The sequence below is a fragment of the Moritella sp. 5 genome (genome assembly GCF_018219455.1).
Lineage (GTDB): Bacteria > Pseudomonadota > Gammaproteobacteria > Enterobacterales > Moritellaceae > Moritella.
Genome location: NZ_CP056122.1, coordinates 1,843,616 through 1,860,557 on the forward strand (window position 1 = coordinate 1,843,616; position 16,942 = coordinate 1,860,557).

Annotated in this window: 16 protein-coding genes; 15 read left to right on the forward strand and 1 reads right to left on the reverse strand. The window is 41.0% G+C overall.

The genetic code is table 11. The annotated features are described in order from the left end of the window. Window positions 1-35: 35 nt before the first annotated feature. Both HWV01_RS08260 and HWV01_RS08265 read left to right on the forward strand, forming a co-directional pair. Window positions 36-464 (forward strand): hypothetical protein, encoded by a 429-nt coding sequence (locus HWV01_RS08260; RefSeq protein ID WP_211674922.1) that lies wholly within the window; start codon window positions 36-38, stop codon window positions 462-464. A gap of 78 nt (window positions 465-542) precedes the next feature. Beyond that, the gene (locus HWV01_RS08265; protein ID WP_211675744.1) at window positions 543-1,088 is read left to right on the forward strand and encodes a hypothetical protein; all 546 of its coding nucleotides are present in this window, start codon (window positions 543-545) and stop codon (window positions 1,086-1,088) included. A gap of 63 nt (window positions 1,089-1,151) precedes the next feature. Here HWV01_RS08265 and HWV01_RS08270 read toward each other — a convergent pair whose 3' ends face one another. Beyond that, on the reverse strand, window positions 1,152-3,185 hold the full coding sequence (locus tag HWV01_RS08270; protein ID WP_211674923.1) for a hypothetical protein: 2,034 nt from the start codon (window positions 3,183-3,185) through the stop codon (window positions 1,152-1,154). A gap of 205 nt (window positions 3,186-3,390) precedes the next feature. Between HWV01_RS08270 and HWV01_RS08275 the strand changes: the two genes are divergently transcribed. From HWV01_RS08275 to HWV01_RS08335, 13 genes are all read left to right on the forward strand, one after another. Beyond that, window positions 3,391-6,579: a hypothetical protein gene (locus HWV01_RS08275; RefSeq protein ID WP_211674924.1), complete on the forward strand. Its 3,189-nt coding sequence runs from the start codon at window positions 3,391-3,393 to the stop codon at window positions 6,577-6,579. Between the two features lie 88 nt (window positions 6,580-6,667). Beyond that, window positions 6,668-6,847, forward strand: a complete 180-nt coding sequence (locus tag HWV01_RS08280; protein WP_211674925.1) for a Flp family type IVb pilin — start codon at window positions 6,668-6,670, stop codon at window positions 6,845-6,847. A 54-nt stretch (window positions 6,848-6,901) separates the two neighbouring features. Further along, entirely contained in the window at window positions 6,902-7,768 is an 867-nt protein-coding gene (cpaB, locus tag HWV01_RS08285; RefSeq protein ID WP_211674926.1) for a Flp pilus assembly protein CpaB, read from the forward strand. After that, window positions 7,761-9,176, forward strand: coding sequence for a type II and III secretion system protein family protein (locus HWV01_RS08290; protein WP_211674927.1), 1,416 nt, complete (start codon window positions 7,761-7,763; stop codon window positions 9,174-9,176). The genes cpaB and HWV01_RS08290 overlap by 8 nt, the downstream gene beginning before the upstream one ends. Before the next feature lie 55 nt (window positions 9,177-9,231). Beyond that, on the forward strand, window positions 9,232-9,807 hold the full coding sequence (locus tag HWV01_RS08295; protein WP_249185481.1) for a CpaD family pilus assembly lipoprotein: 576 nt from the start codon (window positions 9,232-9,234) through the stop codon (window positions 9,805-9,807). A gap of 8 nt (window positions 9,808-9,815) precedes the next feature. Further along, window positions 9,816-10,637, forward strand: coding sequence for a hypothetical protein (locus HWV01_RS08300; RefSeq protein ID WP_249185542.1), 822 nt, complete (start codon window positions 9,816-9,818; stop codon window positions 10,635-10,637). Beyond that, window positions 10,637-11,995 carry a CpaF family protein gene (locus HWV01_RS08305; RefSeq protein WP_211674929.1) on the forward strand — a complete coding sequence of 453 codons (1,359 nt, stop codon included), beginning with the start codon at window positions 10,637-10,639 and terminating at the stop codon, window positions 11,993-11,995. The genes HWV01_RS08300 and HWV01_RS08305 overlap by 1 nt, the downstream gene beginning before the upstream one ends. Continuing rightward, complete coding sequence (locus HWV01_RS08310; RefSeq protein ID WP_211674930.1) at window positions 11,995-12,924, forward strand: type II secretion system F family protein; 930 nt, start codon at window positions 11,995-11,997, stop codon at window positions 12,922-12,924. Before HWV01_RS08305 ends, HWV01_RS08310 begins: the two co-directional genes overlap by 1 nt. Next, window positions 12,924-13,808: a type II secretion system F family protein gene (locus tag HWV01_RS08315; protein ID WP_211674931.1), complete on the forward strand. Its 885-nt coding sequence runs from the start codon at window positions 12,924-12,926 to the stop codon at window positions 13,806-13,808. Before HWV01_RS08310 ends, HWV01_RS08315 begins: the two co-directional genes overlap by 1 nt. Further along, window positions 13,805-14,614: a lipopolysaccharide assembly protein LapB gene (locus tag HWV01_RS08320; protein ID WP_249185482.1), complete on the forward strand. Its 810-nt coding sequence runs from the start codon at window positions 13,805-13,807 to the stop codon at window positions 14,612-14,614. Before HWV01_RS08315 ends, HWV01_RS08320 begins: the two co-directional genes overlap by 4 nt. Further along, complete coding sequence (locus HWV01_RS08325; RefSeq protein WP_211674932.1) at window positions 14,611-15,117, forward strand: TadE/TadG family type IV pilus assembly protein; 507 nt, start codon at window positions 14,611-14,613, stop codon at window positions 15,115-15,117. The genes HWV01_RS08320 and HWV01_RS08325 overlap by 4 nt, the downstream gene beginning before the upstream one ends. Then, window positions 15,107-15,718 (forward strand): tight adherence pilus pseudopilin TadF, encoded by a 612-nt coding sequence (gene tadF / locus HWV01_RS08330; protein WP_211674933.1) that lies wholly within the window; start codon window positions 15,107-15,109, stop codon window positions 15,716-15,718. The genes HWV01_RS08325 and tadF overlap by 11 nt, the downstream gene beginning before the upstream one ends. Next, entirely contained in the window at window positions 15,715-16,917 is a 1,203-nt protein-coding gene (locus HWV01_RS08335; protein ID WP_211674934.1) for a VWA domain-containing protein, read from the forward strand. Before tadF ends, HWV01_RS08335 begins: the two co-directional genes overlap by 4 nt. The last annotated feature ends 25 nt before the right edge of the window (window positions 16,918-16,942 follow it).

The window sequence follows — 16,942 nt, forward strand, 5'->3', positions numbered from 1 at the left end:
ATAAACAACCACTTATAATTTGGGATGGAGTCGCTATGGGTAGGTCTAGTAATAGAGTCGGAAGTCGGTCTGGAAATAGAACTGGAAGTAATTCGGGAAATAAAAGTATCGCCGTTATTTTCTTTCAAATACTGATTGATTTGGGCGAATTATCGCTCGACAAAAAGTATGCTAACTTGTGGTTTTTATGGCTAGGCTGGCTAGGCGTAACGGGTCTATTATTTGTCATATATGATAAAACCAGTGACGTTGTACCATTAGTAATCGGTATTGTGTCTGGTGTGAGTTTATTTTTTATTGCTCTGGCAATGATTCGGAAAGTGTTTAATTACTTGGTCGGTAAGTATCGTGATAATGGATTAGCGATATCGATATCTTTAATTTTTCTGGTTGTAAATACGGTGTTCTCTGTTGGTTTAGTTTTATCAATAATAAAAGCTTCGGGTGTTTCTGTGCTTGGTTAAGCTGAAGCGTGTTTTAAGTTGCTTATAGCTATGTATAATATGCGCTGTTTAATAATAGAAATATAGGCGTAGTGCGTGATGACAAACAAAGGTCTTGGTTGTTCTAAATTTACTTTTGCTGTGTATCTAGCAAATACTCCTAATATGTTGGAGTACCAAGGTATAAATAGCGTTAGTTCACTGGTGACTGGAGAAGTTAATGCCATAGGTCAAGCATGTGGCAATGGCTGGCGTAAAGTTTTTAACGTCTATGCCAAATTGTTGTATGCATTAAATCCGGATCATTTTTCGTTTGCGCAGCGGGCGCCTACTTGGCAAATGTATCGAGACGAACATTTGTTACAAGCAGGTAGTAAAACAGCATTGCTATTCAGCCCACCTTTGTTTGATGCTAATGAACAGATAATTCACATTATATGTGGACGTACTTATGCCAAGCAACTACTAGCATCTGGTGAATTAGAGGCTAACTTAATTTGGTTAGATGAAGAGTTTGCTATTGATACTGCAAAGCGTTTAATTGTTTGCCCTTATTTTGATTACCGACAGTTATCCAATATCAAAATTGAACGTTTATCAGCGATGTTAAGTCAGTTAGTGAATAACATGAAAACAAAGTACTAATACAGCTACAGTGTTGAATAAACCTATCAAGGCGCAAGGCGGTTCGATAGGTTTATTCAGAACTTATATCACTTTAGATAAGCTAATACGCTCATCGCGATAAACGCCGCTAATCACGACTTTTTTTACCTCTTCAATTGTTGTTGCGCTTGTTGGTAGCCATTGCAAATCAATGCCACTAAATGGCTGACTTATGGCATCCTCTTCACCACTATCTTGTAATAATTCAGCTAATGTCATTGCGACTAATGAACGGCCTGAGATGGCAGACCAGCGAGTTAGCAAGTCTTTTGATAACATCTGCTCTGCCACTTTAATCGGTGAACCAGTCAAATTATCAAATTGGATGTAATCAATAGCCCCTGAACGACTAATAATGATACGGTTACTTAACATGCTCATACCGTAGACATATCGTTGCGAATAATCCTGTGAATAAATAACGGTTTGTGATTTATTATCAATGAGATATATTTTTTTATTGGTGAGTGCGGCACTAAACTTACCTGTCGGATCTGAAGCTAATTTAGTTACGTTTTCGGACAATACTAAGGTCGCATTCGGTGATGTTGGCTGAGCGATATTAAACCAACTTAAGGTATTGGTTTTATCACTGACAATCAAAGATTTATCGTCATTGACGAAGGCGGCAAAATCAATGTTGTCCTTCATGATTTCGCCACGCAGACCCAAGGTTTCGGCATCGACAACTGCTGCGGCGGTTCCTGAAGTTTGTAACACCAGTAATAATTTTTGCTCTTTGCTCAATATGAGGTTTGCTTGACTTGAAGATAATGTATAACGCTTACCTGTTTGCTTTAATGTGGAGCTTGATAATTGTTGTAATTCAGCATCTCCCCCATAACCATTTGTAAATACGGCCGTGACCCAATCTTGATTGTAAGAAACAACTAAGTTACTGATATTGTTGTTTTTACAGTCGGCAGATGAATCTGGAAGTGAGGGTTCTACGGGTGTTACTTCACCTCCACCTGACGCTTTGCTGAACGTATCTATACTTAGTGCGGAAGATAAAGGCGATGCCTTGCTATTTTTACCTAATTCGGTTAGATAAATGCCATTATTACCCGTGCTATTACATGTCTTACTGACAGTTCTGTCACCATAAATAGTCGGTTGATAAATTAAATAAGCGTTCTTATCATGTTTGCCTTGTGCTGCAAATGTCATTGTGGATGTAAGTTGTTTTTGTCCATCACAGTGATCCTTATAATCGTAATCGTCATCATCACAGTCGTCATCGTCATCATCATCATCATCATCGTCATCGTCATGATCATCAAATGTCGACATACTCGGTAGTGATGGTGTTGTACTTGTAGGTGTAAATAATTGACTCGAGCCAGTCGTGGTATCTACTTGTAATAATTTATCACCGTTGGCGAGGGCAAGTAACATACCTGTATTTTCATTCATGGTAATTGGAGAGGATGAAAAGAGAGTATTTACAGGATAAGAACCTGGGATTAGGTAGCGGTTACTCAAGTTAACATAGCTATTGTCTAGATCTGCTTGTGACAAGCTTTCGGTAATATCAAAATTACGACTGCTCACCATTTTATCGACAGCAGCCGAGATTTTTAACGCTTTTGAATCACCTTGCAAGTACAGTGCATGTTTGAATGAAGCAAGTAATAATTTAGTGGGCTCTTTTGGACCGTGCATATCATTTAGTTTATAAAAATCAATGTTATATTTTGTTCCAAAAATCTGCTTTAAAAGTGCTTTAGCTTGTTCTTCACTACCCGCAACTTGCGGGTTAAACAGTACTTCATTTTGGATTAAGGTTGTGAATGGGCTGATTACTGCTGCACTCGCTGTCGCGGTGAAAAAATACCCCGAATTATCAATTAAGTAAGGTGCCGTATTAGCACTAGAAACACTCTTTAAGCTCGGTACTTGTTCCTCTTGTTGACCGCACGCATTATTACGATCTGCATCCAAGCAAATTGGTAATTTACTGTAGTCGTAAATATCAGATGTTGTCTTACTTGTTTGTTCACCACCACAGCTAATCACAAGGCTACAGCTTGCTAAAATAGTCGCTATTTTCGACAGTTTGTACTTTCCATGCATAAAAATAATACTTCGCTTGTTGAAATTTAATACTAACCATTGTTCGTATTATGGTCACTTTTAGTTCACTAAAGAAAATTATCGGAGTATACGTGCTGAATACAATTGATAATCACTATCATTATCGTTATTATATGCGAAATTTTATGTTTGACTATAGTTTTCATTAGGTTATTTAAATCTACATTAAAAAGGGACATGTAATATGTTGTTAGGGGTTAACAAATCACTGCTCGCATTGACAGTGGTTGCAGGCACATTATTGACGGGATGTAACGATAGCACTCCGGATAAAAAATCAACGAGTCCAACGGATCAAACGAATCCAACGAATCCGATTGTTAAACCTGATGCACCTACAACCCCAATTACTAATGATGATTTAGATCAGTTTGGCTGGACCTGGAGTCATAATTTCAATGACAAACGGTTTTATGAAATTAAAGTGCAAGACCAAAAATGGACGGCAGTTAATGGAAATCCTCATCAGTTAGCCATTGATGCTGTTTACGCTATTGGGGAGATTCAGGTACGTGTTAAAGCTGATTCTGCGACAAACAGAAGTGTGAGTGACGCGCTTGTGAATACGTCACCTTACACTAAGAATGTAGATCCGCTTCGACCTGTCGCACCAACCAACCCTTTACAAGATGATGACTTAAATACGTTTGATTGGACGCTGGTTAGTGGCTTTAATCATAATAGCGATTATGAATACTCACTCACAGCTGGGAAAGCGTGGACTACCGTTACGGATAAACCTTTAGTGGTTGGTGATGTTGATATTGATACTGGGCACGTACAAGTACGTGTTAAAGAAAATGTTGCAACGGGCACTGCAGCCGGTGCTGCTTTAATCAGTACGCAAGCATTTACTGCGGGTGTACCAGTTGTAATTGATGCGCCAACTCTCCCTAAGATTTTCAATGCGCATATAGGTAGTCCTAGTCATGAGCCTGAAGTGAAAACAAATGGTTTTAGCTGGGCATGGGTGGCTGGCTACGATAAACCTGAACATTACGAATTTACTAATGACGGCGGGGTTACATGGCAGGCAGTGACGAGTAAACCTCAACACATTGGTCCAAAAGCTTATGATAAAAGCAAAGTCGGCGTTCGCGTTAAGAAAAACGCGATCATGAATAAAGTGAACCCTGCTGGTCCAGTATTGTTTGCCACGGCTGCGAGTGAAAAATTTTATGTGACGCGTGTTGTATCAATGAAAACTTGGAACCAAGCGCAAGATTTAACATCAACAGGTAATTGGTCTAAGGCGGATACTGATGGTTGTTACATTGAATACGATGTAAATGGTGAAAACCCACAGTTTTGGGCTTATGCGGGCTTTAATGATTCGGCAGATGGTGTTCTAGATATGCTAAGCCCTTCATTTTGTAGTATGCCAAATTGGACGTTTTTAAGTACAACTAAAATGATAGCTAAAACCTTAGTTAACTCTGACTATGTGCCAAGTGCTTTTGAGAAACAGTTAATTGGTGATTCTCGACATAGTTCATATTGGGCTTCAGAAAGTGATGCGGTGACGCTGAAAAAAATCAGTGCGGGTAAAGAAAATACGACGTCGTATGATTATGCGATTGCTGTTGGTAGTTGGGCTGTCCCTGAAATTGCTGAAATAGTGGCTGAAAGTAAGGCGGTAAATACTGATATTCAAGCTTCAGTTTTGTTACATGACGGTGAATGGAAAACGACTTTAACTGACATTGTTACTGTTATTAATGGTGTTGATGTTCTCTCTGACAATCCTTTGTCTTCACTATTATCCGATGTTCAAGCGTTAGAAATCAAGACTAAAGCGACATTTAATGTATTAGAATTAGAGCTGGCTAAATATAAAGAAAGGCTTGGCTTGTTAGCTATTTATTCGACGATGCTTGAAAATGATAGAAGTGTTGATAATAGCATTAAAGTGAAGATTAAAGAAAATACTGCATTAGCTAATGCAGAGTTCATTAAATTCACGGCGTTACATACCTCATTTTTCACCGCGACGAAAGTAACCCCAGCGTTAACAGCTTTGATTCAACTAACGGATCAAAATATTGCAGCAAACATTACCCAAGATGAATTAGTCGCTGCAAGTGATGGTGCAATTATCCACGCTAAGAGTTTAGATTTATTTGCTGCTACCTCGATTATCAATGATTTTATCAAGGCTAGCAGTAGCATTACAGCAGATCTGAAAACCGCAACGGATCAATTACCAAAAGGGGATAATACCGCGTTGCTTTCAGCATTAGATAAGCTGTTGGCTATGCTTAATAGTTTACCAACGTCAGCTGATGTGGATGACTTAAATGAAGTTGCAGAAACGGGCCTAAAACGTGCATCAGATGCTGGTTATAAAGTTGCTTCCGCAGATGCCGTGGTTGGAGCACACTTTTATAAACTTGATATGAATGGTGACTACCTTCCAAGCGCGACAACCTATGCACAAGGCTGGCGTTGTGTGATGGATAACCGAGATCTTGTGCGTAAACGAATTTGGACATTGCTTAAAGACGGGCTACCAAATGGCGCAGATGATTTAGCATTTGATGCGTCTGGAGCTGGTATTGCGAGTGTGATGGGGACTGGTGGTTTAGTTGAGTCAACGAATACTGCGCAGTTATGTGGACGTAATGATTGGTCATTGCCAAGCAAAAAACAGCTAATTTCATTGGAAACAGGAGTTGTTAAGGGTAGTGCGACAATCGATGTTGATGTATTCCCACATCATCTTGCCTTTAAGCCTGAGTATGATACTGACGATTATCCTTCAACAGACATTATGTTTTGGTATTGGACTGTTGAAGAAGGCTACAGTGATAAGCAAGTAATCTATCACTATAAAACGGTTAATAATCGTGAAACATATAGTGATGCGTTAAAACAAGGAAACGAAGACAAAGTTGTATTAGGTCGTTTAGTCAGTGAAATTAAGTTGTCATATGAATTGCTTGATAGCGCAGGCTCTGTGACTACTGATGTTGATGCCGCAGTATGTGCATATCAGCCGGAAACAAAGCAAACATGGCAACTGTTTGATAACGCAGAGATTATGACAAGAGTTAAATATTATGGTCAGTCTAGCTCAGATGCTGACTCTGTATTAGCTGAAGTGGTTCAGAAAAATAGCGAAAAATTATGCAATAAAACAGATTGGCGTATACCAAGTTTAGCGGAGCTTAAAATGTTATCACCTATTGATAGCGAAGTATTCCGCTATAACAATGTGAAACCATATAGTTCAGCGTTGTGTTATGTGAGTGCTGACTCTGCGCAATATGAACGTCAAAAATGTCTCAATATGGTCACCGAATCAACCTCGGATGTAAATAAATCCAATTCATATTCAGGTCAATATGTATATCGTTTGATGTCTGTCGATTAATCAATTCATTAACTGTTTATAAATAGGCTGTTGGTTGCAGCTAATAGCCTATTTGTTAACGTCACCATAAAAATAATAGAGATGAAAAATGAAAAACAATAAACAAAAACAACGCGGTGCAGCGGCAATTGAATATGCAATTTTAGCGGCTGCAATGTCATTAATTATGTTGCAATTTTTAGGTACCGATGGCGACCTGACTAACGCAATAAATACTACTTATGAGTCTGTGATTAGCAAACTTGAAACTGTTAATGGCGGCGAATGATACACGTTAATTTAGCGTGATTACGTTTTACCGTATTAGATAGAAGCAATAATTATGAATGCAAAACGTTTAGTTTACTTGTCTGTTTGTCTGTCGTTATTGGGGTTAATTTGGCTGTTCTTCAGTTTGGCTGCACCAGTAAAAAGCACTCCGAGACAGAACATGGTAAAAACTTATGAAGTCTTGGTACCAGCACAAAAGGTAGCTATCGGTAGCCCTTATCGTGCTTCGTTATTTGCTTGGAAAACAGTCGATGAAACGAGTGTGCGTGATCGTATCGACTTTATTGATAAAGCCAATTTTTCTATGGATCGTTTAGAGAATACGGTTGCCGCGGGTGATTTTATTACGGGGAAAATACTCAGTCCGTCGGATTTCTTAAAACCAGAGCAAGGTGGTTTTTTATCCCTGATGTTACGTCCAAATTATCGCGCGGTATCAATCCCTGTTGATGAAGTAACTGCGAATTCGGGGTTAATTGGTCCGGGTGATCACGTTGATGTGTTACTGCTTGCGTCAAAAGCGCAAGAGTTACGCTCTCGTGGTAATGAAACTCAAAGTTTATATGTTAAAACCATCGCGCAGAATGTCCGTGTATTGGCATTTAATGATGCAGTTCAAATTGTACGTTATATGGAAAAACAAAAGAGTAATAAAGGTGTTATTCCAGACAACAGTACGGTGACGTTAGAAGTGTCACCAGCGCAAGCAAATCAAATCACCTTAGCCAATCAACTTGGTACATTGTCGATGGTCTTACGCAGTAAAAACAGTAACGAAACTGATATCGCTGTGATTCCAGCAATTCATGTCGATGATATTTTGCCTGCAATTAAGCAAGTGCAACCGGATATCGGCTTAATTGAATTTCGTGCTAAAGATAAACGAGTGATGAGCAATGCAGGAAACGAAAATGATTAAACAACTAGTGAGTGCATTGTCGTTATTACTGCTTAGTACTCTGTTGCAAGCACAAACGTTAGATGTGGTATTGAATAAAGCCCGCTTGGTGGTATTACCGAAAACAGCGAAATCTATCTTTATTGCCAGCAATGGCATTGCGGATTACCAAACGTTAACGAATACCAAAATTATGGTGTTTGGTAAAAAGACCGGTAGCACGTCTTTGTATGTCCTTGATGCGAAAGAAAACGTTATTTATTCTGCAACCGTTAAGGTTAACCACAATGTAATAGAGCTTAATGCACTGATTCATAACGAGTTTCCTGATGCTATATTTAACGCAGAATCGACCGCTGGTAAGTTGTTCTTGAAAGGACAAGTACCAACACCGAGCATGGCGGAAAAGATAGTGCGTTTATCCGAAGGGTATGTGTCAGCACTAGCGAACACAGAGTCCAGTGATAGTAAGGAAAGCAGTAACACGCAGAATTCAACAGGTTCAGATAATAAAGATAAATCGGCAGAGAAAAATATTGATAAGGATGAGTTAATTAATCAGCTGCAGGTCACCATGCCTAACCAAGTAAATTTACGGATCAGGATAGCGGAAGTGTCACGTAAAGTATCCAATAAGTTGGGTATTAAGTGGGGTTCGCAAGGCTTTGGTACCGGCACGTTTTCTTTTCTAGACAGCTCTGGCGGTAAAATGGGAGGGCTAAATCCAGCGGGCTGGGCAGATCTTTCTGTGATTGTTGATGCACTAGCAACGAACGGTATGATGTCGGTATTAGCAGAACCTAATTTAACGGCAATGAGTGGTGAAGAAGCATCGTTCTTAGTGGGCGGTGAGATCCCATTACCCTTGGTTTACAGTGATACAGCTTCTGTTGAATATAAGCAATTTGGTGTGAAATTAGACTTTAAACCGACCGTACTCAGTGCCAATAAAATTAGTCTGAAAGTGGCTTCTGAGGTGAGTACTGTTTCGTCGGAAACTAATGTTCAAATCGGTGGCGCACAGGGCAGTTCTTCATTCCCCACCTTTGTTACGCGTCGTGCATCAACGACGGTAGAACTGGCAAGTGGTCAAAGTTTTGCTTTGGGTGGATTGTTGCAATCAAAAGATATTGAACAGTTACAAAAGATGCCATTACTGGGTGATATTCCTGTGTTAGGAGCACTGTTCCGTTCAACGAGTTTTCAGCGCGAAGAGACGGAATTAATCATTATTGCCACGGCGTATCTTGTGCAACCAACCCGTGCAGACTCGTTACCCTTACCAACGGATGGCTTGATCCCGATGAGTGATGTTGAGCGTTTATTAGCGTGGCCAGTATCAAGGGATGTCACAAATTCAACAGACAATGAAAGTCGCACTAACAATCGCCAGCCGCGACTGCTTGGCGATAATGGGTTTTATTACTGAGGTAGTTATGCGGATATTTTTGATATTAATCGTTTGTGGTTTGTTAAGTGCTTGTATGAGTAATTCTATACAACGACAACCACACGTAAAAGTAGAAGCTGTAACGCATAAAATAGCGATACAGCTAGATTCTGAAAAACTGAATGAAAGTGATAAAGCGGCGCTTATTGAGTTTATTTATCAGCGAGGCGAACTTTCGGCACTGCGGGTCAGAATTGATAGTTATAGCGATAAAGGCAATAAAGCAGTACCCGAGTTAATCGCAATTTTGAAACAGGCTGGTATTTATCCATCTCAGGTTTCGAGTCAATTTAGCGAGTCGTCTTCAATCGCGGATGTTGCGATAGTTGTTGAATCTTACCGCAGTATTGTTCCAAGTTGCCAGGCGGGTAAAGCTAAACATATAGTGCTAAATGCATTTAGAAGCAGCGATAACTTTGGTTGTGCTAACACCAGTGCGTTGGCGCAAATGGTCGCAACACCACGTGATTTAATTGTGGGACGTACTCTCGAAGCGACGGATGGACGCAAAGCGGTTGCCACTGTTGAAGCTTATTATCAGCCTGTTGCGAGTAATAACCAAGACAAAGATAAAAAGAGTAGCGTCGCTGCTAGTTTAGGAGGTCAATAATTGTGAATATGTCTAATCAAATGGCGAATGAGCATACCCTAGATAGTAAACCTCGAGGGAGTAAAATTACGGTAGTTAGTGCCAAAGGGGGCGCTGGAACAACGTCTTTATTAGCGAATATTGCTTGGGGTTTATCACAGCAGCAAGGGATGAATGTTGCTTGTACGGATCTGGACTTTATAACTGGCGATTTGGATCTGCAATTTAGTGTGCAAGCAAACAATGCATTAGTCGAAATGTTGCAATTTCCTGACTGCCTAGAACCCGTTATCTATCAGCGCAGCGGTCTCAAGGTAAATGATGATTTATATGTGTTTACTGGCTATCAATCTGGTTTTGAACAACACTTTTGGCCCGATGTGGTCAGTATGCAAAAAGTGTCTCGCTTCTGTCTGCAGCAAGCTACACATTTATTGTGGGATGTCCCCGCGTTTTGTCTACGCGATAAGGTCGGTTTTGACACGTTAAACAGCAGTGATGTTCGTGTGGTTATCGTTGAGCCAACATTGGCGTCTATTCGTAGTACCAACCAGTTGTTGGCTAAATTAGAGCAATCATCGTCAACACGAACGTTAGTGGTGCTTAACCATACTAAACCTGAGGCTTTGTCTCTGATTACAGCGAATGATGTAGCGTCGACGCTAAGTCGAAAGTTCGATGTGGAAATTCCTTATTCGCCAGCAGATATGCGAGGAGGTAATGCATTGGGAGTGTTGGCGATTAATCAAAAAGGCCGAAATGCTAAAGCACTGAAAAAATTAGTAAGCCTAGTCAGTGGCGAGCCTGAAGTGTCTAAATCACGCTTGTTTAGCTGGCTTAAGGGGGCGTAATGTTTGGAGTTAATGTAACGACAGCTACGCAATCTGAAACATCATCTACGACACAGTCATTATCAGTGCCGATTGCGGATGTGTCTTCGACAAGCAATATTGAAGAACAGCGTTTTCGTACTATTCAGCAAGAGATTATGGCGATTATTGCGCCATCTGTCGTTGTCACCTTAAGTCCAGAAGAGCTCGAGGAGCGTACATTTGAAGCGGTTGGAAGCATTGCAGCACGTCAGCAATTTCCAATTGGCGGTATCGAACAACGCAATATTAGTCAGCGCCTTGTCGATGAAATGCTTGGTCTTGGTCCTTTGCAGGTGCTGATGGATGATCCTGAAATCACCGATATCATGGTCAATGGGCATAAAGAAGTCTTCATTGAGCTGCGGGGTAAAGTGAAACGCGCTGATGTCAGTTTTCGCGATGAAGAACATGTATTGAACTTGGCGAGACGGATAGTGAGCCGAATTGGTCGTCGTGTCGATGAAACAACGCCGATGGTCGATGCTCGTTTGCCAAATGGTAGCCGTGTGAATGTACTTATCCCACCGTTGGCATTAAATGGTACGTGTATTTCGATTCGTAAATTTAATGAGAAAAAGCACAGCTTAGAGCAACTTGCGGCGTTGGGTGCGATGTCGACAGAAATGGCGAGTGTACTTAATATTATTGCCCGTTCGCGCATTAATGTATTGATTTCTGGTGGTACTGGCGCAGGTAAAACGACGTTGTTGAATGCGCTGTCATTTGGCATATCACCAGACGAACGCATTATTACGATTGAAGATGCGGCAGAATTAAAGCTGCAACAACCCCATGTCGTGAGCATCGAAACGCGACCCTCGAGTGTCGAAGGTGCGCCTGCAATTGGTCAACGTGAGCTGTTACGTAATGCGCTACGAATGCGTCCCGATCGTATTATTCTAGGTGAGGTTCGTGGTGCTGAAGCGTTTGATATGATGCAAGCGATGAACACGGGTCATGATGGTTCGATGTCAACGCTTCACGCTAATTCCCCACATGATGCCTTAATTCGGTTAGAAAATATGTTATTGATGGCAGAAGTTAATTTACCTGTATCGGCTTTACGTCGTCAAATTGCCAGTACCTTAGATGTCATTGTGCAAGTGGAGCGTATGCGAGATGGTAAACGCCGCATTGTTAATATTACCGAAATTGTTGGTCTTGAAGGTGATCAATACCTTACCCATGATTTATTTCATTTTGATTATCAACACACGGATGCTCATGGTGACATTGTTGGGCGATTTTTATCGGCAAAAATATTACCGAGATTTAGTGAAAAAGTGCGTTATTACCAACTTGAATCGCAGTTAAAGCAAGCGCTAGGGGTGCGATAATGCAGGTTATTATTGGTTCGTTATTATTTTTAGTGTTCCTATTAAGCAGCTATAAAGTACTGCAATACCAGCGACAACGAATGGTATTAAAGCGTCGACTAAATTTAGTCTCCGCAGTTGATTTAACCGTTAATACAGCAACTTCAGCCTTGTTTATTTGGCAGCAGAAAACAGGTTTTTTGCTGCAATACTGGTCGCAGATACAGTCGCGCATTGATTCGCTGTTTGATCGTCAGTCTAAACGTTGGTTATTGATAACCTTAGTTTCTGCGGCGCTGGGAACTTGGTTTTTCATGCCTTTTTTTTCACACTTGATGAGAATGATGATTATTGTGATTTCTGTTATTGGCATTGCTGGGGCGAGTTATTGGCTGATGCGAGTGCGTCAACATCGTGAATTTGAAGCCGCCTTTACCCAAGTATTAGGGCAGATGTCCCGTGCTGTATCGGCGGGTATTTCTGTACCACAAGCCATTGCGCAAATTGCTGATTATCAGCAGGGGATGTTAGGCCGAGAGTTTAGTTTGATCCGCGATAGGTTAGAAATTGGTATTGGTTTAAAGCAAGCGCTGGATCAAGCCAGTATCCGTTTGCCTTATGTTAGCTTTCACTTCTTTCGTGTCGCGCTGATCTTAAATGAAGAGAACGGTGGTCAGCTTCGTGAAGTATTACATAGTTTGAGTCGTACTGTGCATGATAATGCCGCGATTAAAATGAAGATCAAAAGTTTAACGGCAGAGCCACGTATGACGGCGGCAATTTTAGCAAGCTTACCGGTAATACTGATTGGTGTTATGTTTTTCAAAAATCCAAGTGCTTTTATTACCTTAACCCAAAGTGCTAGTGGCCATTTAGTGTTGGGGTATGTAGTGACCAGTATGGCGCTTGGTTTAGCTGTCATTCATTTGTTAACTAAGGTGCGTGCTTAATGACTTTATCTTTATGGTTAGCTGTCGTGTTGCTCATCAGCGGCGCGGTGATGGCATTGATATTTAATGGTCCAGCTCAACGCCGAGAGTTGCTGTTGCAGCGTCTTGCATTGGTATCGATTAAACACAATGCTGATCTGGCTCGTTCACTTAACGCGGAGTCAACATCAAGCTTATGGCAGCGTTTAACCGTCGCGCCAGATATCGCGATGTTATTGGTTAAAGCAGGGTTTCATGGTTCTCGAGCGGGTGCGTATTTTTTGGTGAGTAAATTAAGCTTGATGTTAATCAGTGGATTGACTTGGCAATGGTATGTCGACTTTGACTTAGATAAATTTGTGTTAGCCAAAACGTTAGTCTTCGCTATTTCAGGCGGTTTACTTGCTGAACATTGGTTGAAGTGGCGGGCACGTACAGTCAATTATCGTGTTGCTCTGGCGTTACCTGATGCATTGGATTTGATGGTGATTTGTGTTGAATCTGGTTTAACGTTAGAAGCTGTATTTCAACGCGTTGGTCATGAAATGGAGGCTGTTGCACCTGAGTTATCTCGTGAATGGCTAATTACCGAAGCGGAGTTAAGATTATTAGACTCTCGTTTAACCGCACTGGATAACTTAGCCAAACGGACTGACTTAGTTGAAGTTGAAAATATGGTCATTGCATTGTCTCAGGCTGAAAAATACGGCAGTAAGATTGCACCTACGATGCGTTTGATAGCCAGTGATAGCCGTCAATATCAGTACCTTCGTTTAGAGGAGAGAGTCGGAAAAATTCCAGCGAAAATGTCATTACCTGTGGTGCTTTTAATTATGTTACCTGTGGTCGTACTGATCGTTGCGCCAACGATTCTCGTTTTATTAGACAGCATAGGAGGATTATGATGACGTCTTTTTTACTAAAATGGCTGTTAGCCTGCTGCGTCCTGACGTTGGCCGGGTGTAGCTCTCACCAAGCTAATGTCACTGAAGAGATGAAAAACGACCGTGGACTCGCGCAACTTGCGCTTGAAAGTGGCCGACCAGAAAGCGCGATTACTATCTATCGCCAGCAACTTAAACTACAGCCAACGGATATTTCGTTGTTATTGGCTTTAGGAACTGCTTACAACCAAATGTCTGAGTTTGATTTAGCCTTGCATTACCTTAATAAAGCGCAGTCTCTGTTATCCAGTGAAAGGTTTGAATCGAATGCGTCGCCTAAATCGGATGAAACTCGCGGCCAAATATTACGTGAAAAGGGCAATGCAAAACAAGGGTTAGGGCAAGTTAAACTCGCATTAGTGGATTTAAAACAAGCAGTAGAATTATTACCTAATGATGCGAAAACATTAAACAGCCTCGGTATTAATTACGCATTATTTAAAGATTATAGCCCAGCAAGAACTGCCTTTATTCGCGCGTTAGCCAACGAGCCTGAAAATCTAGAATATCGTAATAACTTAGCCTTAGCTTGGATTTTAGACGGTCAACCAGAGCAAGGTATTAATGTACTTTATTCGCATTATTTACGCGGCAGTTCAACATCAAAGAGTCGTCAGAATTTAGCACTCGCATTTGCCATGAAAGGGGATGTTGAAGCAGCTAAAACCATTGCAAAACAAGATCTGACTAAAGCTGAACTGGAAAGTAACACCGCTTATTACCAACAATTACAGCAGCAACAAGAGTTACAGCTGGTTAAGCCATGAGTGTTAGTAACGCGATTAACTTTGGTAAGACAATGAAGTCTAGTCAAACAAAACACCGTCAGAAAGGCAGTGTCAGCATTGAATTTGCGGTAAGTATTTTACCCTTTTTTGTATTGTTGTTAGCACTTATCGAAATTAGCCGTTTTATGATGGTGGGGAGTGTTATCGATGTCGCGTTGGTTTCTGCGACTCGACAATTAGTCGTGACGAAGGCGGGTCAAGATCTGACGGGGGAATTACAGCGGACCTTGTCTGAACAACATTTACCTTTATTGAATAGCAGTAAGATGACTGTTAAAGCGCGTTACTTCGATTCTTTGACGGCGCTTGCTAATGGCTCGGGGTTAGACGATTTTCAGAATCAGGATTTTGCTGAGTTCACGCTGGTTTATCCTTACCAAGCTTTATTTATGACTGGTCAGATTGATAGCTTTAATCGTTTAACGAGTTTTAATCGTACGATTTTAGTGACGTTAGAGCGGGGTGCCAGCCATGGGAATTAAATGGAGTATGCGTACGGGTCAGCGTGGCAGTAGTGTGATCGAATTACCCGTTATCACATTTGTTATGGTCGTTTTGGTCTTGTTTATAGTGAATATAAATCAAGCTATTAGCCAAAAAAATAAACTTGATAATTTGGCATATTCACTCACGTCTATCGTGGCGTGTGAGCAGTGTGACAATGCCATGCTGGTTTCAGCCTCTAAATCATCGACATCCGGAGTCATTTCAACCGCCTTAACGGAGTCTTTACTGCAGATTGCGCAACGTCGTTTTAATACGTTGATTTCAAAATCCACAGCAGAACTGGGGATCCATGTTGAACAAGTGGTATTTGATGTGGCAACACAGATACCAAGGTTACACGATATTAATGCTGGAGCGGCATGCTTATCGAGACCGCCGTTATTGTCCTTAACGGATTTGTCTCCAATTGGCACGATTCAAGGTTTCAATGCGGGCCAACATGCCGAAATATTTCAAGTCACTGTTTGTATTAAAGGCATAAATAGCATTGCAGGCAATTTAACGCCTTTGTTAATTCGCAATTTTAACGACCGTTATTATCAGAGTTCAGCGTTATTAATAGGGCGATCACTATGAATTTTATACAACGTCAACGCGGCGCGATCACATTAACCTTTGCTTTTATGTTGCCAGCGATAGTGAGCTTATTAGCCATGACTGTATTTTTTTCTATGTATAGCCAAGTTGTAATTCGTGCGGGACAAGCGACTGATTCAGCAGTGCTTGCCTGTGCTTATCAGCAAAGTAACAATACCGAGGTGACAGAGAATATTTTGGAATACTACAGGCCCAATTTCGTGCTACCGGTACTGAATAAAAGTGTCAGCCTCAATAGCAAGAATGGCTGTCAGATTAAGGCGCAATATCGCTTTAAACCGGCGATGCTGGAATCACTACCCGTTGATATTAAAGGTAATGTCGAGATGAAGTCAAACAGTCTGTCACGCTCTAAATTGATCCGTAATGTGAATGTGATTCAAGACCCGGTAGATTTTGCCCTCATTCTGGATATATCAGGTTCGATGTCACGGGATTTACCTGAATTAAAAAAAATAATTACTGATGTGATTAACGATATTGATCCAAATAGTAATCAGGTTCGATTTTCTATTGTGCCTTTTCAAACGGGTGTTGGTGTGACTGGTGCGCCTTGGTTACTTAGTTCTGAAGACAGTCCTAAATGTGTGGATAGTCTGGTGTATACAAATGGAAATTTAGATGCAGATAAAACCGTGCAGTCGTTAAATTATCCTTCTAAAAAATTGGATTTTAATGAAGTAACACCGGATCGTTATTTAGATCGTTGTAGCGAAACCTCATTTATTTTACCACTGACAAACAATCTTAATAATGTCATTCGCCATGTTGAATTATTAGAAACAACTGGAGGGAGTACCGCTTCTTTCCAAGGGTTTATTTGGGGTGTTCGCACCTTGACCGAGGAGTGGCAAAAAGAGTGGAATGTTACACCCGTACAGTCAACCGCGCTGACTCAGCGCTTGATCTTGTTTACCGATGGTAGTGATAGTCGACAAGATTATTTCAATGACTTAATGCGTGCTGGTTTATGCGATGAGGTTCAGCAAAACCTTAATATTGAAGTCAGTTTCATCGGTTTTGGGGTATCGGCAACACGGATTAAGCAATTCCGACAATGTGCGGGTAGTAATGGCACTGTGTTTGATGCGAACAATACTGCGGAGTTAGCAGCCTATTTCAAGGATGCAATCAGGGTCAATACTGAAACCAAGGTACGTATTGTACTGGGAGAGTAGCTGTTTAGCGTTGTGATGTTATCTA